We start from the raw sequence: 23,680 nt of genomic DNA, 5'->3' as shown, positions 1-23,680 counted from the left end.
GCACGCCGATGTTGGTGCGGATGGCGATGTCGGCGGTGTGTTCCGAGGAATCGCTGACGCTCTGCACCGAGGTCACCACCTGGGTGATCATCGCCTGCAACTTGCCGAGGAAGGTGTTGAAGCCTTTGGCAATCGAGCCCAGTTCATCGCTGCGGTCGCTGCTCAAGCGCCGGGTCAGATCGCCTTCGCCCTGAGCGATGTCATCGAGCATGGCGACCATTTGTTTGAGTGGCCGCGCAATGCCGTGGCCCACCAGCCAGATCACCAGCAGGCCGATGCCGGCGATGATCAGGCCGACCATGGCCATGCCGAAGGTGTCGGATTTGCGCTGGGCATCAAGATCAGCCTGGAGGTTTTGCAGATCGGCCATGACCGCGTTGAGCGGCAATTGCAGCATCAGTGTCCAGCGTGCGTCGGTCTGGCCGATGCCGAACGGCAGGTACAGTTCGATGCGGCCCTTGGCCTGATTCACCGAATAGGTGACCTCGTCGCGCTTGAGGTTGGCGAGATTGCTGGCCTGTTCGGCGTCGAGAATGTCGCTGACTTTTTCGCCGAATTTGCTCGAATCCTTGGTATAGGCAACGATCCGCCCATTGCCGCCGACCAGGGCCATTTCACCGGCGCCGCTGTAAAGCTTATGGTTGGCGGCGAGGAGCATGTCCTGAATGAAGTTCACCGAGAGGTCGGCGCCGACGATGCCCTGGAACGCGCCGTTGACCATGATCGGTTCAATGAACGAGGCGAGCATGACGATCTTGTCGCCGACCTTGTACGGTGCCGGGTCGATCACGCAGGGTTTCTTCGTCTCTTTCGAGCACAGGTAGTACTCGCTGGCGCGCACCCCGGTGGACAAGGTTTTCTGATCGTCGACATCGGCCAGTTTGTCCACGCCCAGACTGCCGTCGGTATTGCGGAACCACCACGGCAGGAAACGTCCATTGGCTGGATCGATACCGACCACGGCGCTGCCGATGTAGGCCGCGTCATTGTGGTCCAGTGCGTTTTTTTCCCAGCCGATGTAGGTGCCGAGAATCTTCGGGTTCTTTTCGACGTTTTCCTTGATCAGGCTGATCAGTTGCTCGCGGCTGACGCTCAGGCGCGGCTGGCCGTCGGCGCCGGTTGTACCGAGCAGGGCGTTGACGCGCACCAGGCCGCCGGCAATCAGCAGCGGCGCTTCGAGTTCGCGCTGGATCTGGCTGACCTGGGTCTGCGCCAGCGAAGTCAGGCGCTGTTCGATGACTTGCTCGAACTGCGCCTGGGTGCGCTGTTGCACCATTTCTTGAGTGCGGGCGCCGGAAAACAGCGCGTACAGCACCAGCGCCGCGACCACGCTGAGAACGATGGCGCCGGCCAGAGCGGCGACGGAAAACTGGATCGACTTGAACTTCATGGGAGCTCCGCACGCAAGAGGACAATCTGCGAGGGATTTATCGGCGGGGTGGGCGCGGCCATGAGAGACGCTGGTCGGAATCGCCGCGCGATGTCGCTGATGGATCGGTGCACGGCGGATTCAATGCGCGTTGAGGAATTTCCAGCCAGTCTTGCGGCCTTAGGTGGATGTACGCGCAATGCGTCCGTTGTATCTGGCGCCAATACAATTAGCCGCCTAGGATACGCCTCAGGTTTTCAGGGAGCTTTTGAATGAACAAGACATTAGTGGTAAGTGCTTTGAGCGCAGCGCTGTTGCTGGCCGGTTGTCAGTCGGTCAACACCACCAGCGGCGGCGCCGTGGGCGTGGAGCGCAAGCAGTACATGTTCAGCATGCTGTCCTCGCAAGAGGTCGATCAGATGTACGCGCAGTCGTATCAGAAGACTGTCGGCGAGGCGTCGAGCAAAGGTGTGCTGGACAAGACCAGCCCGGAAGCCAAACGCGTGCAGACCATCGCCAACCGCTTGATCGCCCAGGCGCCGACCTTCCGCCCGGACGCGGCGCAGTGGCAATGGGAAGTCAATCTGATCAAGAGCGATGAGCTCAACGCCAACTGCGGTCCCGGCGGCAAGATCATTTTCTACACCGGGCTGATCGACAGCCTGAAACTCACCGACGATGAGATCGCTGCGGTCATGGGCCATGAAATCGCCCACGCCCTGCGCGAGCACGGTCGTGAAGCGATGTCCAAGGCATACGGGATGGAGATGGCCAAGCAAGGCGCCGGTGCCTTGTTTGGTCTGGGTCAGGACAGCCTTGCGCTGGCCGACACCGTGGCCAACTACGGCATGACCTTGCCCAACAGCCGCGCCAACGAAAACGAGGCTGACCTGATCGGCCTGGAACTGGCCGCCCGCGCCGGCTACAACCCGAACGCGGCGATCACCCTGTGGGACAAGATGAGCAAGGCTTCCGAAGGCGCGCCACCGGAATTCATGAGCACTCACCCGGCATCCAGCAGCCGCATTGCTGCGTTGCAGGCAGCGATTCCGAAGGTGATGCCGTTGTACGAAAAAGCCCCGAAGTCCTGAGCCAATGATCGTTCCCACGCTCTGCGTGGGAATGCAGCCCGGGACGCTCTGCGTCCCATTGGAACGCGGAGCGTCCCTTGAGGCATTCCCACGCAGAGCGTGGGAACGATCCTTCAAATCCCCTCACCACAGGTTTTGGGTAGTTCAGTAGACGGGGTTAAACCCAGCCACTGCTCTGCATCGCTTTATAAACCGCAACAATCGCCAGAATCATGAACGCCGAAGCCGCGAGGCGGCGGATCAGGGTCAGCGGCAGTTTCTCTGCGGCAAAGTTACCCGCCAGTACCACCGGCACGTTGGCAATCAGCATGCCCACGGTGGTGCCGATGATCACCAGCCAAAGTTCCGGATATTGCGCGGCGAGCATCACCGTGGCGATCTGGGTCTTGTCGCCGATTTCCGCCAGGAAGAATGCGATCAGTGTGGTCAGGAACGGCCCGAACTTGCGCGCCGTGCTGGCCTCGTCGTCATCCATTTTGTCCGGGACCAGTGTCCACAGTGCCGTGGCGGCGAAGCTGGCGGCGAGGATCCAGTGCAGAACGGCGTCGGAGAAGAAACTGCCGACCCAGGCACCTACCGCACCGGCTGCTGCGTGGTTGGCCAAAGTCGCGGCGACAATCCCGGCAATGATCGGCCAGGGTTTGCGAAAGCGAGCGGCGAGAATCAGCGCGAGCAGTTGCGTCTTGTCGCCGATTTCGGCCAAGGCAACGATAGCGGTGGGAACGAGTAGCGAGTCCAGCATCAGGGATTTCCTAAGGGGCGGGTCGACACGGCTATGACACGTACAGCCTTCCCGCCCCGGGTAAGGTGTGCGTGTCATAGGTCTTGTCAAACCCTGCGATCCGTCTGGTGCGGACGCTTGGGTCGCATACGCCATGATCTGAGGATCAAGTATGTTGACGTATGCCGGACGAGCTTGGCGCTCGTGGGAGACTACTCCCCTAGGACGGAGCGGATTCTGCCTAGGCAAATCCGATTGGGCAAGAACAAATTTTCAACCGCGCTTGGCCCGGTAAATCCGGAAACCGTTGCCTTCAGCCTTGATCGCACACACGCCCAGGTGCTCCTCGATCAACGGCTGATACTTGAGGAAGCTGTTCGCCACAAGGCGCAGTTCGCCACCGTTTTTCAGATGTTTCGCTGCTTTTCGCAGCAGGTTCTCCGTAGCGAAATAATCGGTGTGCACGCCGACATGGAACGGCGGATTGCTCAGAATCGCGCTCAAACCCATCGGCGCGGCATCGATGCCGTCGCCGGTCAGCACTTCCGCCTCCAGACCGTTGGCGGCCAGGGTCAGACGGCTGCTGGCGGCGGCGAACGCGTCGACATCCAGCAAGGTGACCTGATTGTGCGGATAGCGACGTTTCACCGCAGCCCCGAGCACGCCGGCGCCGCAACCGAAGTCGAGCAGATGGCCGCTCGGCAGTTTGTCCAGATGCTCCAGCAGCAGGGCGCTGCCGCGATCCAGTCGACCGTGGCTGAACACGCCCGGCAAACTGATGACTTTCAACGGCCCTTCGGCCAAGGGCAGTTCGTAGGTCTGCGCAAGACTTTCCAGGGATTTCGCTTCAGGCGCATTGGCCACGGTGACTTGCCAGAGTTGGCAGTGCCGGGCGCTGTCGAGTTTGCGTGGCTTGCCGAACGGATTGAGCTGTTTGGATGCGCCTTCGATGCCGCTGCGTTTTTCCCCGACCAGAAACACCTCACGCCCGGCCAGACGCGACGCCACGGCGTTGAGGATGTAATCGGTCAGGTCCTTGGATTTGGGCAGAAACACCACAGCGCTGTCGAACTCACGCTCGGGCACGTTCACGCCGAACTGGCTGCGGCCCTCGAAACGCGCGTCCAGTGCGGCTTGATCGCCAGCGTGCCAGCACCAGCCGAATGCATTGGGCAGGCGTCCGAGCAAATCATCGGCGGGCAGGCCGGCCAACAGCAGCGAACCCTGGAATAACTCGGCCTGACGAAGCAGTACTTCACTGCGCGGATCCATAACTGCTCCTTGAAAAAAGTGCCGCAGTTTATCAACTGACGACCCGCAGCGCCTCACCGCTGAAGAACGCCTGGGCGTTTTCGCTCAGTTGCCCGACGATACGCTGGCGTGCCTCGCGGCTGCCCCAGGCGTTGTGCGGGGTGACGATCAGGCGCGGGATATCGGCGGCGAGCAGCGGATTGCCCTGGGTCGGTGGCTCGACACTCAACACGTCGGTGGCTGCACCGCCGAGGTCACCGCTGCGCAAAGCGTCGGCCAGCGCCTGCTCATCGATCAGGCCGCCCCGGGCGGTATTGACCACAAATGCGCCAGGCTTCATCGCGGCCAGTTCGCGGGCACCGATGAAATGCCGGGTGTGCTCGTTGAGCGGGCAGTGCAGGGTCAGGGCGTCGATCTGCGGCAGCAGTTCTTCCAGCGGCAAGCGATCCGGTCGAGCAGGGCGCCCCGGAATCTGCCCGAGCAACACACGCATGCCGAACGCTTCGGCCAACCGCGCCACGGCGCCACCAAGTTCGCCGTGCCCGAGCAGGCCGAGGGTTTTGCCTTGCAGTTCGACGATCGGGTAGTCGAGCAGGCAGAACTGTTTCGCCTGTTGCCAGCGGCCTGCACCCACAGCTTTCTGGTAATCGGCCAGGCGCGTGGCGAGGTTGAGCAGCAGCATGATCGTGTGTTGCGCCACCGACGGCGTGCCGTAAGCCTGGCAATTGCACACGGTGATGCCGTGGGTGCGGGCGGCAGTGAGGTCGACGTTGTTGGTGCCGGTGGCGCTGATCAGGATCAGTTTCAGTTGCGGGTTGGCGGCTATGGCAGCAGCGTCGATCACGACTTTGTTGGTGATCGCCACACTGGCGCCGTGCAGGCGTTCGCTGACCTGTTCCGGCAACGTCTGGGCGAACAGCTGCAAGTCGCTGAAGCATTCGCGCAACGGACCGAGGTCCAGATCGCCGAGATCCAGCGAAGGGTGATCAAGGAATACCGCGCGGCGCGTGTTCGTCATCAACTGTACCTTTTGTGCTGTGAGCGGAGGGCGTACCCTGCCGAGCCTACCAGATGAAACAATTGGTTACTCGACACCGAGATGCCTTGAACTCTTGTGGGAGCGAGCCTGCTCGCGAAAGCTCTGGCCCAGTCAACATCTCTGTTGGCTTACCCAGCGCTTTCGCGAGCAGGCTCGCTCCCACAGGGAAAGCATTCGGCAATGAGCCCAGTGTGAACATTCGAATCCTGAGGAGCCCCCATGTACTGGACCGAGTTCTTGACCGTTGCCCTGATCCATCTGCTCGCCGTGGCCAGCCCCGGACCGGACTTTGCAGTCGTCGTGCGCGAGAGCGTGACCCACGGGCGCCGCGCCGGCACCTGGACCGCGCTGGGCGTGGGCTCGGCGATTTTCCTGCATGTCGGCTATTCGTTGCTCGGCATCGGTCTGATCGTGTCGCAATCGATCGTGCTGTTCAACGCGCTGAAGTGGGCCGCCGCCGCGTATCTGCTTTACATCGGCTTCAAGGCCTTGCGCGCGCAACCGGCGAAAACCGTCACCGATGACTTGCACCGGGAAACCGGCGTACGCACCGCGCGGGGCGCGTTTACCTCGGGCTTCGTCACCAACGGTCTGAACCCGAAAGCCACGCTGTTTTTCCTCTCGCTGTTCACCGTGGTGATCAATCCGCACACGCCGCTGGCCGTGCAGGCCGGTTACGGCGTTTACCTGGCGGTGGCGACGGCGATCTGGTTCTGTCTGGTGGCGATGCTGTTCAGCCAACACCGCGTGCGCGCCGGCTTCGCGCGCATGGGCCATTGGTTCGACCGCACCATGGGCGCGGTGCTGATCGCTCTCGGCGTGAAAATCGCGTTCACCGAGATGCACTGACCGGGCCGCATTGTTCTCTTGTAGGAGCTGACGAGTGCAACGAGGCTGCGATCTTTTGATCTTGTCTTTTCATAAGCAAATCAAAAGATCGCAGCCTTCGGCAGCTCCTACAGGGGCCATATCCAATTTCCCGATACCTGGGGTGCTGGCGCAAAGCTAGCATTTGTACGGCTCTGCAAATCATTCCTTTGGCTGATTTGACTGTCATGCAGGCGCACTAGAGTACGAATCTCTCCGCCAACACCGTGCAGTCAGAAAAGGGATTCTTATGTTGCAGACTCGGGTCATTCCGCCGGCCGATGGGGCCTACCAGTATCCATTGCTGATCAAACGGCTGCTGATGTCCGGCGCCCGTTACGAGAAAACCCGCGAAATCATCTACCGCGACCAGTTGCGCTATAGCTATCCGACCCTGATCGAGCGGGTTGCGCGGCTGGCCAATGTGCTGACGGCTGCCGGGGTCAAGGCTGGTGACACCGTGGCGGTGATGGACTGGGACAGCCACCGTTATCTGGAATGCATGTTCGCCATTCCGATGATCGGCGCGGTGATTCACACCATCAATGTGCGTCTGTCGCCAGAACAGATCCTCTACACCATGAACCACGCCGAGGACCGCTTCGTGCTGGTCAACAGCGAGTTCGTCGGGCTGTATCAGGCCATAGCGCCGCAGCTGACCACGGTGGGGAAAACCCTGCTGCTGACTGATCTCCCGGAGAAAACCGCAGAGCTGCCGAACCTCGTCGGCGAATACGAGCAACTGCTGGCCGCTGCGAGTGCGCAGTACGATTTCCAGGACTTCGACGAAAACTCGGTCGCCACCACGTTCTACACCACCGGCACCACGGGCAATCCGAAAGGCGTGTATTTCACCCATCGGCAATTGGTGCTGCACACCATCGGCGTGGCGACGATCATGGGTTCGATCGACAGCGTACGGCTGCTCGGCACCAACGATGTGTACATGCCGATCACGCCGATGTTCCACGTCCACGCCTGGGGTTTGCCGTACGTGGCGACCATGCTCGGGCTCAAGCAGGTTTATCCGGGGCGCTACGACCCGGAGTATCTGGTGGAGCTGTGGCGCAAGGAGAAGGTCACCTTTTCCCATTGCGTGCCGACCATCCTGCAGATGCTGCTCAACGCCAAAGCCGCGCAGAGTGCCGACTTCGGCGGCTGGAAGATCGTCATCGGCGGCAGCGCACTCAATCGCAGCCTCTATGAAAACGCCAAGGCCCGTGGCATTCAGCTGACAGCCGCGTACGGCATGTCGGAAACCGGGCCGCTGGTGTCTTGCGCGCACCTCAACGACGAACTGATGGCCGGCAGCGAAGACGAGCGCACCACTTACCGGATCAAGGCCGGTGTACCGGGGCCGTTGGTCGAAGCGGCGATTGTCGACGGCGACGGCAACTTCCTTCCGGCCGACGGTGAAACCCAGGGCGAACTGGTGCTGCGCGCGCCGTGGCTGACCGAAGGCTATTTCAATGAACCGCAGAAGGGCGCCGAGCTCTGGGCCGGCGGCTGGCTGCACACCGGCGACGTCGCTACGCTCGACAGCATGGGCGTGATCGATATTCGTGATCGCATCAAGGACGTGATCAAGACCGGCGGCGAGTGGATCTCCTCCCTTGACCTCGAAGACCTCATCAGCCGCCATGCGGCGGTACGCGAAGTAGCAGTGGTGGGCATCGCCGATCCGCAGTGGGGCGAGCGCCCGTTTGCCTTGCTGGTGGTCCGCGAAGGGCAGGTGATCGGTGCACGGGAACTGAAGGAACACCTCAAGCCGTTCGTCGAGCTGGGACACTTGAGCAAATGGGCGATCCCCAGTCAGATCGCCCTTGTTACCGAAATTCCCAAGACCAGCGTCGGCAAGCTCGACAAGAAGCGCATTCGCCTCGACATCACCGAGTGGCAAGCCAACAACAGTACCTTTCTTTCGACACTTTGAGTGTCTGCTGGCGCGCCGAAACCGGCGCGCCAGACCCACCAAGCAAGCGCTTGGCTTGTGAAATCGAAAAAATCAGCCATCCTTGCCCTGCCGACGTGTGTCGGACTGGCGAAAGGACTGTTCCAGAGTGGTTGGCGGCTGCAAATCACACTTTAGAGGGATCAAGCACTACCACCCGCTGGATATAGTCCCCTCAAGGACTTTTTAGAAACGGAGCACACGCACTGATCGGGGCGAGCAACTCTGGAGTGATTTCGGGCAACCCTGGCGCCCGGTCCTCCACAGCGTTTTTAAAAGTACTCACTGCCATAACAATAATGCACATGGAGTAGCGTCGATGACCTCAGTAAACCAGTTCTGGCGCCGGGCGAAACTGCCTCTGGCGGTCAGTCTTGCCTCCTCGCTCGCCGGGCCTGCATTCGGCGTCAGTTTCAACGTCGGTGAAATCGAAGGCCAGTTCGACTCGTCCCTGTCGATCGGTGCCAGTTGGTCTACTCAGAGCCCGAACAAGAACCTTATCGGCGTCAACAACGGCGGCCGTGGCCTGTCGCAGACTTCCGATGACGGGCACGCCAACTTCAAGAGCGGCGAAACCTTTTCGAAGATCTTCAAGGGCATCCATGACCTTGAATTGAAATACGGCGACACCGGCGTGTTCGTCCGTGGCAAATACTGGTACGACTTCGAACTGAAGGACGAGAGCCGTCAGTTCAAGGACATCAGCGACAGCAACCGCAAAGAGGGCGCCAAGTCCTCCGGCGGGCAGATCCTCGACGCCTTCGTCTACCACAACTACGCGATTGCCGATCAGCCGGGCTCCGTGCGTCTGGGCAAGCAGGTAGTGAGCTGGGGTGAAAGTACCTTCATCGGCGGTGGCATCAACTCGATCAACCCGATCGACGTCTCCGCGTTCCGTCGTCCGGGCGCCGAGATCAAGGAAGGCCTGATTCCGGTCAACATGTTCTATGTGTCGCAGAGCCTCACCGATAACCTCTCGGCCGAAGCGTTCTACCAACTGGAATGGGACCAGACCGTCGTCGACAACTGCGGCACCTTCTTCTCCCAGCCGGACATCGTTGCTGACGGTTGCGACAGCAATCTGCGCGTACTGAACAAGCGTTCGCAGATTCCGGCGATCGCTTTGGGGCCGTTGGCCGCCAACGGTGTGAACGTCGACCAAGAAGGCGTGCTGGTGCGCCGTGGGCCGGACCGTGACGCGCGCGACAGCGGTCAGTGGGGCGCGTCCCTCAAATACATGTTCGAGCCACTCGACACCGAGTTCGGTGCCTACTTCATGAACTACCACAGCCGTGCGCCGATCTTCAGTGCAACCGGCGCACCCCAGTCGGTCTACAACACTGCCGCCGCGCTGCCGGGGCCGTTCGCCGCACTCGCACCCCTGCTGGTCGCGGGCAACTCGAACTACTTCATCGAATACCCGGAAGACATTCGCCTCTACGGTCTGAGCTTCTCCACCACTCTGCCTACCGGTACGGCGTGGAGCGGTGAGATCAGCTATCGTCCGAACGCGCCGGTGCAACTGAACTCCACCGACATCCTGTTTGCCGGCGTGCGTCCACTGGGCGGCGCGCTGACCAACGCTTCGTTGCTCACTGGCGTGCCGGGTCAGGACCTGCATGGCTATGAGCGCAAGGAAATCACCCAGATCCAGACGACCTTCACGCACTTCTTCGATCAGGTCATGGGCGCCAGCCGTCTGACCCTCGTTGGTGAAGTCGGCGCGACCTACGTCGGTGGCCTGGAAAGCCGTTCCGACAAGCGTTATGGCCGCGATCCGGTCTACGGTCCGGGTGAGTTGCCGGCTACTGGCACAGTCGATACCTGCGCCAACATCCTCAACAACAGCACGATCAACGGCGCCGGTCCCGGTTCGCCGCAGAACAACCGCAGCCGCAATTGCGAAAACGACGGCTTCACCACGTCGATGTCGTGGGGCTACCGTGGTCGGGCGATCTGGGAATACAACGACGTGTTTGCCGGTGTGAACCTGAAGCCGAACGTGGCCTGGTCCCACGACGTGAGCGGTTATTCGCCAGGCCCTGGCGGCAACTTCGAGGAAGGTCGCAAAGCGGTCAGCCTGGGCGTCGACGCCGAATACCAGAACACCTACACCGCGAGCCTGGCTTACACCAATTTCTTCGACGGCAAGTACACCACCGTGGATGACCGCGACTTCGTGGCGCTCAGCTTCGGCGTGAACTTCTAAGCACTGCATTTCAGGACGAACGAATTTATGAAAATAACAAAGAGTCTGTTCCACGCCGGTGTTCTGGGCCTGTCGCTGCTGGCGACCAGTGTCATGGCGGCGGTGCCTGCTGCCGAAGCGGATAAACTGGGCAAGAGCCTGACGCCGATGGGCGCGGAAATGGCCGGTAATGCCGACGGTTCGATCCCGGCCTGGAAACCGCTGCCGAAAAATGCCGGCAGCGTCGACAGCAAGGGCTTCCTGTCCAACCCTTACGCCAGTGAGCAGCCGCTGTTCACCATCACCGCCAAGGATGTCGACAAGTACAAGGACAAGCTTGCGCCGGGCCAGTACGCGATGTTCAAGCGCTACCCGGAAACCTTCAAGATGCCGGTCTATCCGTCCCATCGCGGCGCCACCGTGCCGGATGACGTGTTCGCCGCGATCAAGAAGAACGCCACCAGCACCAACCTGGTGTCCGGCGGCAACGGTCTGGAAAACTTCGATACCGCCGTACCATTCCCGATCCCGAAAACCGGTGTGGAAGTGATCTGGAACCACATCACCCGCTATCGCGGCGGCAGCGTGACCCGTCTGGTGACCCAGGCCACGCCGCAACCGAACGGCTCGTACAGCCTGGTGTACTTCCAGGATCAGTTCGTGTTCCGCGACAAGATGAAGGACTACGATCCGGCGAACCCGGGCAACATCCTGTTCTACTTCAAGCAGAAAGTGACCGCGCCGGCGCGTCTGGCCGGTGGCGTACTGCTGGTGCACGAGACGCTCGATCAGGTCAAGGAGCCGCGTTCGGCGTGGGTCTACAACGCCGGGCAGCGTCGTGTGCGCCGTGCACCGCAAGTGTCGTATGACGGCCCGGGTACTGCCGCCGACGGCCTGCGTACCTCGGACAACCTCGACATGTACAACGGCGCGCCGGATCGTTACGACTGGAAGCTCGAAGGCAAGAAAGAGATGTACATCGCCTCCGACAGCTACAAGCTCGACGATCCGAAACTGAAGTACTCGGACATCATCAAGGCCGGTCACATCAACCAGGACCTGGCACGCTACGAGCTGCGCCGCGTCTGGCACGTGGTCGCGACCCTGAAGGAAGGCCAGCGCCACATCTACGCCAAACGTGACTTCTACATCGACGAGGACACCTGGCAGGCAGCGGTCATCGACCACTACGACGGTCGCGGCCAACTGTGGCGTGTAGCCGAGGCGCATGCCGAGAACTACTACGACAAGCAAGTGCCGTGGTACGCCCTCGAAACCCTCTACGACCTGCAGTCCGGCCGCTATCTGGCACTGGGCATGAAGAACGAAGAGAAGCAGGCGTATGACTTCGGCTTCACCGCTACCACCAGCGACTTCACCCCGGCCGCTCTGCGTCAGGATGGTGTTCGCTAAACCTGCGTAAACCCGAGGCCGCATCCTCGTGAAAACGCCCCGACCGGTTCGGGGCGTTTTTGTGTCTGTAGCCTTTTTGTAGCCATTTGTAGCAGCGACCTTCATTACCTCTTCGTTTAAGGCTAGGCTGCGGACATCTGCAACGCCGCCAATCGCCTTCGAACAAGAGCCGGCCATGACTGATCTGTCCCCACTTCCGGGTCCCGCAAGCATCACCGTCGCAGCACTGGACGGGCGTTTTTTTCGCCCACCGCTGCCTGACGGCTATGTCTTGCGGCCGCGCCTTTGCCAGCGTCTCCAGGCCGGGCTCGGAGGTCGGTTGCTACTGGTCAGCGCCCCGGCCGGGTTCGGCAAGAGCTCGCTGGCGGTGGAGTTCTGTCAGAGCCTGCCGGCGCACTGGCAAAGTCTCTGGCTGGGCTTGAGCCCACGGGACAGCGATCCCGGACGTTTTCTCGAGCGCTTACTCGAAGGTCTGCAAGACTATTTTCCTGCGTTGGGCGCTGGTGCCCTCGGCCTGTTGAAAATGCGTCAGCGCCATCAACCATTTGCTTTCGAAGAGTGGCTCGACGGTCTGCTCGATGAGCTGGCGCTGCACCTCGATCCTGCTGCACCGCTGCTGCTGGTGCTCGACGACTACCACCTCGCCCAAGGGCCGGTGCTGGATCGTTGCCTGCAATTTTTCCTCAATCATCTGCCCGATGGCTTGCTGGTGATGGTCACCAGCCGTCAGCGCCCTGACTGGCATCTGGCACGTCTGCGCCTGTCGCGGCAGTTGCTCGAACTGCACGAACAGGACTTGCGCCTGACCCACGACGAAGCCCTGACTCTGCTCGACCGCCACAGCAGCTCACTGCGCGGCGAAGCACTGGAAAGCCTGATCCAGCGCAGCGAAGGCTGGGTCGCCGGCCTGCGCTTCTGGCTGCTGGCGGTGGCCGAGGCGGGCAACGATGCCGCGCTGCCGCAGGCACTGAACGGCGGCGAAGGGCTGATTCGCGACTATCTGCTCGAAGAAGTCATCGATTGCTTGCCGGCCGAAGTGCAATCGTTTCTCTACGAAACCGCTCCGCAGGAACGTTTTTGCAGCGAGCTGTGCGATGCCGTCCGCGAAGCCCACGACAGCGCCGAGATCCTGCGCTTTCTCCTCGCCCACCAAGTGTTTCTGGTGCCGCTGGACGAGCACGGTCACTGGTATCGCTATCACCATTTGTTTTCTGACTTGTTGCGCAGCCGGCCAATCGCCCAAGCGATGGTGCCCAACGCCACCCTGCATTTGCGCGCCTGCCGCTGGTTCAACGCGCAAGGCCTGCTCGACGAAGCGGTGGAGCAGGCGTTGCGTGCCGGGCATCTCGACGTCGCGGCGAATCTGGTACAGAACCTGTCCGAAGAACAGCTGCTCGCCGAGCAGAACGTCGGCATGCTGCTGCGCTGGAAAATGGACTTGCCCGACAGCCTGCTGATCAGCACGCCACGGCTGATCGTGCTCTACAGCTGGGCGCTGGGGCTGGCCTGTCAGCTCGACGCTGCTGAAGAGCTGGCCAGCCATTTGAGCCGCTTTCTGCCAGCACCTTCAGCCACTGCGCAGAAATCCATGCTGGCGCAATGGCTGGCGTTGAGCGGAATCATCGCTCGAGGGCGCGGCCATCGCGAACTGACCCTGCGTTATTGCAGCGAAGCACTGGAGAGCCTGCCGGCCAAGCGTTATGGCCAGCGGCTGATGTGCCTGTCGACCTTGTCCAATCTGGCGATCGCCGACGGTGATCTGTGGCGCGCCCGTGGCCTGAACCGTGAATCCCTCGAGCTGGCGCAACGGGTCGGCAATCCATTATTCGAAGCGTTGGCTCACTACGACAGAGCTCGAGTCTTGCAATCGAGGGGCGAGATTCTGCGTGCGCTCGATGAAGTGCATCAGGGCCTGGAACGCTTGCGCGGTCTGTCGCCGCAACGCCTGTACGCTGTACGCGCGCGGCTGACGTTGTACGAAGGTTTCCTGCTGGCGATGCGTTTGCAGCCGCAAGCCGCACGCGTGCGTTTGCTGGCCGGCATTGGCGAGGCGCGCGCCTGTCGCGATATCAGCGTGCTGATCGGGCACTGCGTGATCGCTCGCCTGGACGGCGCCAGTGGCGAATTCGCCAAGGCCTTCGCCGAACTCGCCGAAGCCGAACGCCTGATGCACATCTGGGACGTACCGCCGATCTACTATCTGGCGATGATCACCCTGGTCAAATGCGAACTGTGGCTGGCCCAGGGCCGGATTGATCTTGCCGAGGCGTGGCTTGCACGATTGGGCCAGACCTACACCGGCGAACACGCTGCGGCACCACCGGAATTCCATCCGCAACTGCCGTTGCATGTGGAGCTGCAACAGGCGCTGCTCGATGTGATTCAGGGGCAGCCGATGCTCGCCGAAGGGCGGTTGAACGTGTTGCATGAAAACGGCCAGCGGACTGGGCGGCAGTTGCTCAGTGTGATGGCGTTGACGCAGAAGGTGGCGCTGTTGCTGTCCAGTGGACGCGAGCCCGATGCGCGCAAGGTGTTGAGTCAGGCACTGGAAGCAGCGGCCGGCGGCGTCTACCAACCCTTTGATGCGCTGCTGAAAAACCATGCCGACTGGTTGCGCGGGCAATTGCAGGCGCTCACTTGCAACGCGGTCGGCCAGCAATTGCTCACGCATTTTCCAACAGCCGCGCCACGCCCGGCTGTGGAAAGCTCCGCTACTGAACAGCTCAGCAGCCGTGAACTGGCGGTGCTGCGCCTGATCGCTCAAGGCTGTTCCAATCAGGAAATCAGCGAGCAGTTGTTCATTTCCCTGCACACCGTGAAAACCCATGCCAGCCATATCAACAGCAAGCTCGGGGTTGAGCGGCGTACGCAGGCGGTGGCGCGGGCGAAGGCGTTGGGGTTATTGCTTTAGCGACGGTAAAATTCGCCATCGGCCGTTGCCAACGGCGTTGACCCTGTCCAGGATTTTTCCATGACCACGCCCAGCCCTGCACTTATCCGCGAAACCTTCCCCGTCGGCCCGCTGCAGTGCAATTGCACCATCATCGGCGATCCGATCACCAAAAAAGCCATTGTCGTCGACCCGGGTGGCAACCCCGACCTGATCATGGCGCGTCTCGATGCGCATGGCCTGAAAGTCGTGAGCATCATCCACACCCACGCCCATCTCGATCACTTCCTGGCTTCCGGCCAAATGAAGGAGAAAACCGGTGCGACCCTGCATCTGCACAAGGAAGACCAGTTCCTCTGGGACAACCTTGAAATGCAATGCCAGATGTTTGGCGTGCCTTACACCCCGGTGCCGTCGCCGGATCGTTGGCTGAGCGATGACGAAGAACTCGCCTGCGGTTGCGGCGTGGCCCTGCACACGCCGGGACATACACCCGGTTCCATGAGCTTCTGGTTTTCCGAGGCTAAGCTGTTGATAGCCGGCGACACGCTGTTTCGTCGCGGGGTAGGGCGCACGGATTTGTGGGGTGGCGATCAGGCGACCATCGTGCGTTCAATCAAGCAGCGGCTGTATACGCTGGACGAGGACGCAACGGTTGTCACCGGGCACGGCCCGGACACGCGTCTGGGTGATGAGATGCGCGAGAACCCGTTTGTGCGTGCCTGAATTTTTTGTCACGGGCAGCGGGCGGAATTTTTAGGCATTGTCATGATCCAACGCCCGCGCAGGTCCATTGATTGATCAGTGGCCGCTGCACCACAGAATGCAGAAAACCAGGAGCTCTCCATGTTCACCACGCGTCGTTTGATTATTGTCGCTACTGCCGTGGCCGTGCTGTCCGGCTGCGCCTCGCCTAATCCGTATGACAATCAGGGTCAGGCCGACGGTGGCTCGCAAGGCATGAGCAAAACCGCCAAATACGGTGGCCTTGGTGCACTGGCCGGCGCACTCGCCGGTGCCGCCATCGGTCACGACAACCGTGGCAAGGGCGCCTTGATCGGCGCTGCTGTCGTCGGTGCCTCCGCAGCAGGCTACGGCTACTACGCCGACCAGCAGGAAAAGAAACTGCGCGCGAGCATGGCCAACACTGGCGTTGAAGTGCAGCGGCAGGGCGATCAGATCAAGCTGATCATGCCGGGCAACATCACCTTCGCCACCGATTCGGCGAACATTGCCCCGAGTTTCTACCAGCCGTTGAACAACCTGGCCAACTCGCTGAAGGAGTTCAACCAGAACCAGATCGAAATCGTCGGTTACACCGACAGCACCGGCAGCCGCCAGCACAACATGGACCTGTCACAACGTCGTGCGCAGAGCGTGGCGACCTACCTGACCTCGCAAGGTGTCAGCGGTGCCAACCTGTCGGCCCGTGGCGCCGGCCCGGATAACCCGATTGCCAGCAACGGCGACGTCAACGGCCGCGCGCAGAACCGCCGCGTTGAAGTCAACCTGAAAGCGATTCCGGGTCAGCAGTATGGTGGTCAGCAGCAACAGCCGGGTACGGTGCAGCAGTATCCATAAGCGATTGCCTGAATGAAGAAATGCCCGATCCTGTGATCGGGCATTTTTTTGTCTGGGCAGTGCCGGCCTCTTCGCGGGCAAGCCCGCTCCCACCGGTATTGGCGGTGGCTACAAAGTCTGTGTTCCACACCTGCCCCCTGTGGGAGCGGGCTTGCCCGCGAAAAGGCCAGTGTTGTCACCGCAAAATCAGCCGATACAAAAAAGCCCCCGGACAACAGCATTGTCCGGGGGCTTTTTGTTGGGCGCGAAACCCGATTACTTCTTCAGACCATAATGCTCATCGAGCATGCCCGGCGAGTTTGGATTCTTCGGTGCATAGTCACGCGGTGGTTCCTGATCGCGCGGTGGCGTCAGGCGTTCGCGTGGTGCCTGCGCTGCGTCGGCGTGCAGGGCGGCGATCAGGCGCTGGCGGGTCTGCTCGTCCAGGGCCAGACGATTGGCGCCCTCGGCGAGGTGGTCCTGCACTTCCTGATAGCTCTGGGTCAGTTTCTTGACCAGCATCGCGGTGCTGTTGAAGTGGGTGACCACTTCGTTCTGATAACTGTCGAAACGCTCCTGGATATCATCCAGTTGACGCTGCGTGCGGCTCGGTGCGGCGTTCGGCGCAACGCGCGCGATCAGGAATCCAATGGCGACACCCACAACCAGGGCAAGAGTCGGTAACAACCAAACTAAGAGCGAGTGTTCCACGAGTCCTTCCTCTATAAACGGCTTTGCTTTACGTTAACGGCTCGAACCTGCGCTGTATACCGCGATTCACTCGCAATAGATTGGCACAGACAATTTGCTAGACGAGTCGACCCGATTCGAGGTCACGGAGTTCCTCCCTTGCTGATGCGTGAAACCCCTGTAGTGATTGACGGCCCTGTCGGCCAAATTGAGGCTTTGTATCTGGATAACGAGCAGCCGCGCGGCATCGCGCTGATCTGCCATCCGAACCCGGTGCAGGGCGGCACCATGCTCAACAAGGTCGTCTCGACCCTGCAGCGCACCGCGCGCGATGCAGGCCTGATCACCTTGCGTTTCAACTATCGCGGCGTCGGCGCCAGCCAGGGCACGCACGACATGGGCACCGGTGAAGTCGACGACGCCCAGGCCGCCGCCACATGGCTGCGGGAAAAACACCCGGATATGCCGCTGACGCTGTTCGGTTTCTCCTTCGGCGGATTTGTTGCAGCAAGTCTCGGCGGCCGTCTCGAAGCCCAAGGCGTGCAGCTTGAGCACCTGTTCATGGTTGCCCCGGCGGTGATGCGTCTGGGTGAACAGGATCAACTGCCGCAGCACGGCGGGTTGACCGTGATCCAGCCGGAAACCGATGAAGTCATCGATCCGCAACTGGTCTACCAGTGGTCGGAACAACTCCAGCGCCCCCATGAGCTGCTGAAAGTGGCAGAATGCGGACACTTTTTTCACGGCAAGCTGACCGATCTCAAGGATCTGCTGCTGCCGCGTCTCTCGAATTGATTGCAGTCTGACAAGCGATTACCCATGACCAACCGTACCCGCATTCTCACCGGCATCACCACCACTGGCACGCCGCACTTGGGCAACTACGCTGGGGCTATTCGCCCGGCAATCCTCGCCAGCCGCGACAGCCAGGCCGATTCGTTCTATTTCCTGGCCGACTACCACGCCCTGATCAAATGCGATGACCCGCTGCGCATCCAGCGCTCGCGTCTGGAAATCGCCGCGACCTGGCTGGCCGGTGGCCTCGATGTCGACCGCGTGACGTTCTACCGCCAGTCCGACATCCCGGAAATCCCCGAGCTGACCTGGCTGCTGACTTGCGTCGCTGCCAAGGGCCTGCTCAACCGCGCGCACGCCTACAAGGCCTCGGTGGACAAGAACGTTGAGACGGGTGAAGACCCGGATGCCGGCATCACCATGGGCCTCTACAGCTATCCGGTGCTGATGGCGGCGGACATCCTGATGTTCAACGCGCACAAGGTGCCGGTCGGTCGCGATCAGATTCAGCACGTGGAAATGGCCCGCGATATCGGTCAGCGTTTCAACCATCTGTTCGGCCAGGGCAAAGAGTTCTTCACCATGCCCGAAGCGCTGATCGAAGAAAGCGTGGCGACCTTGCCAGGCCTCGACGGTCGCAAGATGTCGAAGAGCTACGACAACACCATTCCGCTGTTCAGCAGCGCGAAAGAAATGAAGGACGCGATCTCGCGGATCGTCACCGACTCCAGGGCCCCGGGCGAAGCGAAAGATCCGGACAACTCGCACCTGTTCACTCTGTTCCAGGCCTTCGCCACTCCGGCGCAGGCTGACGAGTTCCGCAGCGAACTGCTCGGTGGTTTGGGCTGGGGTGAGGCGAAGAATCGCCTGTTCCAGTTGCTCGACAATGAGCTGGGCGAGGCGCGCGAGAAGTATCACCAGTTGATCGAGCGTCCTGCGGATCTGGAAGACATTCTGCAGATTGGTGCGAAGAAGGCCCGCGCCGTGGCCACGCCGTTCCTCAATGAATTGCGCGAAGCCGTTGGCCTGCGTTCTTTCGTCAATCAGGTTCAGGTCGCCGCGACCACCAAAAAGAAAGCCGCGAAAGCCGCACGTTTCGTCAGCTTCCGCGAGGACGACGGCAGCTTCCGTTTCCGTCTGCTGGCGGCCGATGGCGAGCAATTGCTGTTGTCGCGCAACTTCGCCGACGGCAAGACTGCCGGCCAGGTGACCAAACAGTTGCAGTCCGGCGAGTCGCTGGATGTGCGTACTGATGACCTGAGCTTCAGCGTCTGGCTGGCCGGTGAGTGCGTGGGCGACAGCCCGGCCTTCGCCGACGCTGCCGCGCGAGACGCCGCCATCGAGGCGTTGCGCGTCGCACTGACTCCAGCTCAAGACTGATCGGCGGCACGACCCGACCAAGGGCCGATTGCCATTCCCTTAGGCCGTCGCTACAGTGACGGCCCGTTTTTGTTGCCTTGCTAACGAATTATGACGCCCCTAGAACGATATCAAGCTGATCTGAAACGCCCGGACTTCTTCCATGACGCCGCGCAGGAAACTGCCGTGCGTCACTTGCAGCGTCTGTACGACGACTTGATCGCCGCTGACCAGAACAAGCCGGGTCTGTTCGGCAAGCTGTTTGGCAAAAAGGATCAGGCGCCGGTCAAGGGCCTGTATTTCTGGGGCGGCGTCGGTCGCGGCAAGACTTACCTGGTCGACACCTTCTTCGAAGCGTTGCCGTTCAAGGAAAAGACCCGCACGCACTTCCACCGCTTCATGAAGCGTGTGCACGAAGAAATGAAGACCCTGGGCGGCGAGAAAAACCCGCTGACCATCATCGCCAAGCGCTTCGCGGCCGAGTCGCGGGTGATCTGCTTCGATGAATTCTTCGTCTCCGACATCACCGACGCGATGATCCTCGGCACGCTGATGGAAGAGATGTTCAAGAACGGCGTGACCCTGGTCGCGACGTCGAACATAGTGCCGGACGGCCTGTACAAGGATGGCCTGCAACGCGCGCGCTTCCTCCCCGCCATTGCGCTGATCAAACAGAACACTGAGATCGTCAACGTCGACAGCGGTGTTGACTATCGTCTGCGTCACCTCGAGCAAGCCGAGCTGTTCCACTATCCGCTCGACGAAGCCGCCCACGAAAGCCTGCGCAAGAGCTTCAAGGCACTGACGCCGGAGTGCACGGCAGCGGTGGAAAACGATGTGCTGATCATCGAGAACCGCGAAATCCGTGCTCTGCGCACCTGCGACGACGTGGCCTGGTTCGACTTCCGCGAACTGTGCGACGGCCCGCGCAGCCAGAACGACTACATCGAACTGGGCAAGATTTTCCACGCCGTGCTGCTCAGCGGCGTCGAGCAGATGAGCGTCACCACCGACGACATCGCCCGGCGCTTCATCAACATGGTCGACGAGTTCTACGATCGCAACGTCAAACTGATCATTTCTGCTGAAGTCGAGTTGAAGGATCTGTACACCGGCGGACGCCTGACCTTCGAGTTCCAGCGCACGCTGAGCCGACTGCTGGAGATGCAATCCCACGAATTCCTGTCGCGGGCGCACAAGCCTTAAACGGAGTTTCGGCGACAAAAAAGGGCCTGCGATTGCAGGCCTTTTTTTATGGGGCCAGTTCAGCGAGGCAGGTTGCCAACGTTGATTGCTGTTGGCAGCCAACCAGAAGCCAGAGCAGAATTCTTGCTTTGCGCGGGCATAGGAACCCAGCCATCACGGCACCTTTACGCGTCATATCGATTTCACTGCCGACGAAGCCATAGGTCACTTGCGCCGTCGCGCCACAACCGGTGCGGGTGGCGATGATCACCGGAATATGTCGGGCAATGCCTTCGATGACGTTGGCCCAGTCCGCTGAAACATGGCCGGCACCGAAGCCAGCGATCACCAGGCCGGCGTAACCTAGCTCCACAACCTTCTCTAGCAGCAGACTGTCTGCACCGAGCGAAGCCTCCAGCAAAGCAATATTCTGGCGGGTGTCTTGGGGCATCGGCAAAACATAGCGCGCAACCGGCGCATGGAAGTAGCGCGGAGCGCCTTCTACTATCAAGCCAGCAGGGCCGGTCAAGGGCGAGGCGAAGGCGTGCATGGCCATTGAATCGACTTTGCGCACGCTACTGGCGCGGTGAATCTCGCCGTTGATAACCACCTGTGCTCCGCGCCCATGACTGCATGCCGCCAACGCAACGCGACCGGCATCCAGCAGGTTTGCCGGGCCGTCAGCCCCTGCTTGCATGGCAGAGCGCATGGCGCCAGTCAGCACCAGTGGCTCGTCGTGCGCCCACAGGTAATCGAAGAAAGTGGCGGATTCCTCCAGAGTGTCTGTGCCCTGGATGATGATGACTGCGGCCACGCCTCGGCTGATCTGCGCGTTGGCCCAGTTCAATACGTCCAAGAGGTATTCGAAATCCAGCGAAGCGCTGGGTAACAGACCGAAAGTCTCGACGGTTGCTCGTGCGAGCATATTCAACTCCGGCACAGTGTTCAGCAACGCTTCGCCGGACACCGCCGGAACGACGCCTTGGCCGTTTTGCGTCGATTGCATGCTGACAGTGCCGCCGAGCGCGGCAATAGCCAGTTTTGGCAGTTCCATGTGATACCTCGCGAAGAAAGACCGGCTGTACCGGGGACTATCCAGATGCCAGCCGGGGCAGGGGAAAGATCAGTGGCTGGCCAGCCATCCGACGATTGGCAGGATCAATAGCGTACTGAGAGCCATCGACAACACGTTACCGATAAAGCCATGCATGAAGCCTGGCAGCCGCTGCGCGAGGGCGCAGGCCAGTGGCGGGGCGATCAGGGCGCCGAGCAGCGCACTGGAGATGATCACTTGCCAAGCGCCGCCGAAGGTAAGGATCGCAGCCGGAACAACGGACACCAGCGGCACATAAGTCGGATACCAACCGCGCTCCATCCACTGCCTGCGCCAGATCACCACGCCCAGTGCCGAGGTCAGCGCCTGACCGACCAGCAATTGCGGCAGCAGACCAGTGCCGTAGACCGGGCTCATCGGGTTGAGTGTAAATGCGAGCAACGCACCGACAATCAGTCCCAGGCTCGCCCATTCATTGCCGAAGAAAGGTGCCTCGGAGAAATCCGCCAAGACCCGGCGCATGCTCCATACCACGCCATAATCCGGCGCCTTGCCGGACACGGTCATGCTGACTTCCTCGGCAGCCGGCTCGGGCTCCGCTGGTCTCACCAGGCTTGGCACGTAGCGACAAAGCACGAAGGCGCCGATGCTGGCGATGGCCATGCCCGAAACATTGCCAATCACCACGGGCAGACCGAGTGGGTTGCATATGTAATTGACCATCAGCAGACACAGAGGTGTCACGAACAGGGCGCCCATGATGGCTCCGTTGATCGCGACCTTCCAGCCTGCACCGAACATCAATACCATTGCGGCAGGCAACGACACGAATGCCGCGAAGGTGGGCTGCCAACTGGTCGCGGTGACGGTCCAGCCCCACAGCAAATTGCTCAGCACCAGACCCAGTAGTGAGCTTGTCACCAGCCACGGCCAGAGCCCGCTGCCGTAACAGATCGTGAAGCCTTGCCAGGCTTTTCCCGTTCGATTAGCCCAATAGCCCAGATATGCACCGGCCAGAAGGCCAATCGAGGCAAACTCGTGTTTATAAAACGCCACCTCGCTGATATCTCCAAGCACCCAACGCAGCCAGGCAGCAGCGTCGGGAAAACTCGAAACCATATGGCTGTAGTCCGGCCAGCGCGCCGACCACAACGAATGATGGGTGAGCGATAGCCAGCCAATCAAAACCGTCGCACCCAGAATCAGGCCGATAATGGTGCTGTCCATCGCGGTTCTGGCCACGATTGTTTTGCGTTGCTTTGCGTGAATGTCCATAGCCCGGCCTCCGGTTAACGCGGCAGGCACGGATGCTGGGTGTAACCGAGCATTCGATCGTAGACATCACAGCGCCGATCACGGTGCAAATCGTTCAGGTCGTTCCAGATTGGCGCACTGCGCGAGCTGGTCAGGTCGATATCGGCGTAGAGGATTTCCTGCTGGTCGGCGGACGCCACGCGGCCAATCGGCCAGCCGTTAGTGCCAGCAATCAAAGAGCATCCAAGGTAACGAGCGCCACGCTCTTCGCCGATTCGGCTGGCCGCCGCAATGAACACATTGTTGACGTGCGCCGCGGTCATGGTCAGGTACGAAGCCATGCACTTGCCGGCGTCATCGAACAAGGGCGGCGGTGTCCAGACCCAGTTGTTCAGGCTGCAGATAATGTCCGCGCCCTGCTGGCTGAGGATTCTCGGGACCTCGGGAAACCAGATGTCCCAGCAGATCAGCAGACCGATACGACCGATCGGCGTTTCGAACACCGGGAAACCGCTATCGCCTGCAGAGAACCAGAGCTTCTCCAGATTCCACAGGTGCGCCTTGCGGTATTTGCCGATGAAACCGTCAGGTCCCAACAACACGGCTGTGTTGTACAACCGTGCCCCTTCGCGCTCGGTCAGCCCTGCCACCAGATACACCTGATGCTGGCGGGCAAAATCCTCCCATCGGCTCACGCTCGGCCCATCCGGAACCGATTCGGCGTGATCGAACGCGTCCTGTCGAGTGCGAAAGAAATAACCGGTGTTTGTCAGCTCGGGCAAAACGATGAGGTTGGCACCACCATTGACCGCCTGCAGTGCCAACTCCAGGCTATTACTCAGATTCGCTGCACGATTTTGCGTACCGACCTGCGGATCACATTGCACAACCGCAACACGAACAGGGCTTGTTGACTCACTCATTTTTCATGATCCCTTATTGTTGTTTTCACGCCATCGGGTGGCGGGGAACATAAGAGTCGAGTCAGCACTGGAAGGTAAGT

General features: G+C 60.8%; 18 protein-coding genes, 1 pseudogene and 1 riboswitch. Of the genes and pseudogenes, 11 read left to right on the top strand and 8 right to left on the bottom strand.

Annotation, left to right across the window (positions count from 1 at the left end; genetic code table 11):
- Positions 1 to 151: 151 nt before the first annotated feature.
- Positions 152 to 211, bottom strand: a pseudogene (locus AB4O45_RS08335) (hypothetical protein); the annotation flags it as partial.
- A gap of 1,430 nt (positions 212 to 1,641) precedes the next feature.
- Here AB4O45_RS08335 and AB4O45_RS08330 point away from each other — a divergent pair.
- On the top strand, positions 1,642 to 2,460 hold the full coding sequence (locus AB4O45_RS08330; protein ID WP_016773242.1) for a M48 family metallopeptidase: 819 nt from the start codon (positions 1,642 to 1,644) through the stop codon (positions 2,458 to 2,460).
- 157 nt (positions 2,461 to 2,617) lie between these two features.
- Here the strand turns inward: AB4O45_RS08330 and AB4O45_RS08325 are convergent, their stop codons facing one another.
- From AB4O45_RS08325 to AB4O45_RS08315, 3 genes are all read right to left on the bottom strand, one after another.
- Positions 2,618 to 3,202 (bottom strand): TMEM165/GDT1 family protein, encoded by a 585-nt coding sequence (locus AB4O45_RS08325; RefSeq protein WP_041479980.1) that lies wholly within the window; start codon positions 3,200 to 3,202, stop codon positions 2,618 to 2,620.
- Positions 3,203 to 3,290: 88 nt separating this feature from the next.
- Positions 3,291 to 3,415, bottom strand: a riboswitch (yybP-ykoY riboswitch).
- A gap of 39 nt (positions 3,416 to 3,454) precedes the next feature.
- The gene (locus tag AB4O45_RS08320; protein ID WP_056790248.1) at positions 3,455 to 4,453 is read right to left on the bottom strand and encodes a class I SAM-dependent methyltransferase; all 999 of its coding nucleotides are present in this window, start codon (positions 4,451 to 4,453) and stop codon (positions 3,455 to 3,457) included.
- Between the two features lie 31 nt (positions 4,454 to 4,484).
- A complete protein-coding gene (locus tag AB4O45_RS08315; RefSeq protein WP_460161305.1) occupies positions 4,485 to 5,450 on the bottom strand; it encodes a 2-hydroxyacid dehydrogenase in 966 nt (321 codons plus the stop codon).
- 240 nt (positions 5,451 to 5,690) lie between these two features.
- Between AB4O45_RS08315 and AB4O45_RS08310 the strand changes: the two genes are divergently transcribed.
- The 7 genes from AB4O45_RS08310 (at position 5,691) to AB4O45_RS08280 (ending at position 16,361) form a co-directional block, all read left to right on the top strand.
- The gene (locus AB4O45_RS08310; protein WP_056790244.1) at positions 5,691 to 6,320 is read left to right on the top strand and encodes a LysE family translocator; all 630 of its coding nucleotides are present in this window, start codon (positions 5,691 to 5,693) and stop codon (positions 6,318 to 6,320) included.
- A 268-nt stretch (positions 6,321 to 6,588) separates the two neighbouring features.
- Positions 6,589 to 8,271, top strand: a complete 1,683-nt coding sequence (locus AB4O45_RS08305; protein WP_460138347.1) for a fatty acid--CoA ligase — start codon at positions 6,589 to 6,591, stop codon at positions 8,269 to 8,271.
- A 337-nt stretch (positions 8,272 to 8,608) separates the two neighbouring features.
- Entirely contained in the window at positions 8,609 to 10,498 is a 1,890-nt protein-coding gene (locus AB4O45_RS08300; protein WP_073473478.1) for a DUF1302 domain-containing protein, read from the top strand.
- A gap of 27 nt (positions 10,499 to 10,525) precedes the next feature.
- Complete coding sequence (locus tag AB4O45_RS08295) at positions 10,526 to 11,890, top strand: DUF1329 domain-containing protein (protein ID WP_024014265.1); 1,365 nt, start codon at positions 10,526 to 10,528, stop codon at positions 11,888 to 11,890.
- A 175-nt stretch (positions 11,891 to 12,065) separates the two neighbouring features.
- Entirely contained in the window at positions 12,066 to 14,801 is a 2,736-nt protein-coding gene (locus tag AB4O45_RS08290) for a LuxR C-terminal-related transcriptional regulator (RefSeq protein ID WP_460161304.1), read from the top strand.
- Positions 14,802 to 14,861: 60 nt separating this feature from the next.
- Positions 14,862 to 15,506: an MBL fold metallo-hydrolase gene (locus tag AB4O45_RS08285; protein ID WP_024014263.1), complete on the top strand. Its 645-nt coding sequence runs from the start codon at positions 14,862 to 14,864 to the stop codon at positions 15,504 to 15,506.
- Positions 15,507 to 15,626: 120 nt separating this feature from the next.
- Positions 15,627 to 16,361 (top strand): OmpA family protein, encoded by a 735-nt coding sequence (locus AB4O45_RS08280; protein ID WP_041479972.1) that lies wholly within the window; start codon positions 15,627 to 15,629, stop codon positions 16,359 to 16,361.
- Between the two features lie 255 nt (positions 16,362 to 16,616).
- Here AB4O45_RS08280 and AB4O45_RS08275 read toward each other — a convergent pair whose 3' ends face one another.
- On the bottom strand, positions 16,617 to 17,051 hold the full coding sequence (locus AB4O45_RS08275) for a Z-ring associated ZapG family protein (protein ID WP_042609742.1): 435 nt from the start codon (positions 17,049 to 17,051) through the stop codon (positions 16,617 to 16,619).
- A gap of 144 nt (positions 17,052 to 17,195) precedes the next feature.
- On the opposite strand from AB4O45_RS08275, the gene AB4O45_RS08270 reads away from it, so the two are divergent.
- The 3 genes from AB4O45_RS08270 to zapE all read left to right on the top strand — a co-directional run bounded on the left by AB4O45_RS08270 (position 17,196) and on the right by zapE (position 20,390).
- Positions 17,196 to 17,825: an alpha/beta hydrolase gene (locus tag AB4O45_RS08270; protein ID WP_252887985.1), complete on the top strand. Its 630-nt coding sequence runs from the start codon at positions 17,196 to 17,198 to the stop codon at positions 17,823 to 17,825.
- A gap of 24 nt (positions 17,826 to 17,849) precedes the next feature.
- Complete coding sequence (locus AB4O45_RS08265) at positions 17,850 to 19,205, top strand: tryptophan--tRNA ligase (protein ID WP_460161303.1); 1,356 nt, start codon at positions 17,850 to 17,852, stop codon at positions 19,203 to 19,205.
- Between the two features lie 90 nt (positions 19,206 to 19,295).
- Positions 19,296 to 20,390 (top strand): cell division protein ZapE, encoded by a 1,095-nt coding sequence (zapE, locus tag AB4O45_RS08260; protein ID WP_460161302.1) that lies wholly within the window; start codon positions 19,296 to 19,298, stop codon positions 20,388 to 20,390.
- 46 nt (positions 20,391 to 20,436) lie between these two features.
- Here zapE and AB4O45_RS08255 read toward each other — a convergent pair whose 3' ends face one another.
- From AB4O45_RS08255 to AB4O45_RS08245, 3 genes are all read right to left on the bottom strand, one after another.
- Positions 20,437 to 21,423, bottom strand: a complete 987-nt coding sequence (locus AB4O45_RS08255) for an asparaginase (protein ID WP_460161301.1) — start codon at positions 21,421 to 21,423, stop codon at positions 20,437 to 20,439.
- Between the two features lie 69 nt (positions 21,424 to 21,492).
- Positions 21,493 to 22,698 (bottom strand): hypothetical protein, encoded by a 1,206-nt coding sequence (locus AB4O45_RS08250; protein WP_460161300.1) that lies wholly within the window; start codon positions 22,696 to 22,698, stop codon positions 21,493 to 21,495.
- Positions 22,699 to 22,712: 14 nt separating this feature from the next.
- On the bottom strand, positions 22,713 to 23,600 hold the full coding sequence (locus tag AB4O45_RS08245) for a nitrilase family protein (RefSeq protein ID WP_130900203.1): 888 nt from the start codon (positions 23,598 to 23,600) through the stop codon (positions 22,713 to 22,715).
- Positions 23,601 to 23,680: the final 80 nt, after the last annotated feature.

The sequence above is a fragment of the Pseudomonas sp. S2_B10 genome (assembly GCF_054668425.1).
The sequence above is the reverse complement of the archived record's forward strand: the minus strand, read 5'-3'. Positions and strand labels throughout refer to the sequence as shown.

What these genes read in the sequence shown, in the direction of transcription:
- AB4O45_RS08330 (WP_016773242.1), top strand. Translation starts at nt 1,642, where the DNA reads ATGAACAAGACATTAGTGGTAAGTGCTTTGAGCGCAGCGCTGTTGCTG.
- AB4O45_RS08325 (WP_041479980.1), bottom strand. Translation starts at nt 3,202, where the DNA reads ATGCTGGACTCGCTACTCGTTCCCACCGCTATCGTTGCCTTGGCCGAA.
- AB4O45_RS08320 (WP_056790248.1), bottom strand. Translation starts at nt 4,453, where the DNA reads ATGGATCCGCGCAGTGAAGTACTGCTTCGTCAGGCCGAGTTATTCCAG.
- AB4O45_RS08315 (WP_460161305.1), bottom strand. Translation starts at nt 5,450, where the DNA reads ATGACGAACACGCGCCGCGCGGTATTCCTTGATCACCCTTCGCTGGAT.
- AB4O45_RS08310 (WP_056790244.1), top strand. Translation starts at nt 5,691, where the DNA reads ATGTACTGGACCGAGTTCTTGACCGTTGCCCTGATCCATCTGCTCGCC.
- AB4O45_RS08305 (WP_460138347.1), top strand. Translation starts at nt 6,589, where the DNA reads ATGTTGCAGACTCGGGTCATTCCGCCGGCCGATGGGGCCTACCAGTAT.
- AB4O45_RS08300 (WP_073473478.1), top strand. Translation starts at nt 8,609, where the DNA reads ATGACCTCAGTAAACCAGTTCTGGCGCCGGGCGAAACTGCCTCTGGCG.
- AB4O45_RS08295 (WP_024014265.1), top strand. Translation starts at nt 10,526, where the DNA reads ATGAAAATAACAAAGAGTCTGTTCCACGCCGGTGTTCTGGGCCTGTCG.
- AB4O45_RS08290 (WP_460161304.1), top strand. Translation starts at nt 12,066, where the DNA reads ATGACTGATCTGTCCCCACTTCCGGGTCCCGCAAGCATCACCGTCGCA.
- AB4O45_RS08285 (WP_024014263.1), top strand. Translation starts at nt 14,862, where the DNA reads ATGACCACGCCCAGCCCTGCACTTATCCGCGAAACCTTCCCCGTCGGC.
- AB4O45_RS08280 (WP_041479972.1), top strand. Translation starts at nt 15,627, where the DNA reads ATGTTCACCACGCGTCGTTTGATTATTGTCGCTACTGCCGTGGCCGTG.
- AB4O45_RS08270 (WP_252887985.1), top strand. Translation starts at nt 17,196, where the DNA reads ATGCGTGAAACCCCTGTAGTGATTGACGGCCCTGTCGGCCAAATTGAG.
- AB4O45_RS08265 (WP_460161303.1), top strand. Translation starts at nt 17,850, where the DNA reads ATGACCAACCGTACCCGCATTCTCACCGGCATCACCACCACTGGCACG.
- zapE (WP_460161302.1), top strand. Translation starts at nt 19,296, where the DNA reads ATGACGCCCCTAGAACGATATCAAGCTGATCTGAAACGCCCGGACTTC.
- AB4O45_RS08255 (WP_460161301.1), bottom strand. Translation starts at nt 21,423, where the DNA reads ATGGAACTGCCAAAACTGGCTATTGCCGCGCTCGGCGGCACTGTCAGC.
- AB4O45_RS08250 (WP_460161300.1), bottom strand. Translation starts at nt 22,698, where the DNA reads ATGGACATTCACGCAAAGCAACGCAAAACAATCGTGGCCAGAACCGCG.
- AB4O45_RS08245 (WP_130900203.1), bottom strand. Translation starts at nt 23,600, where the DNA reads ATGAGTGAGTCAACAAGCCCTGTTCGTGTTGCGGTTGTGCAATGTGAT.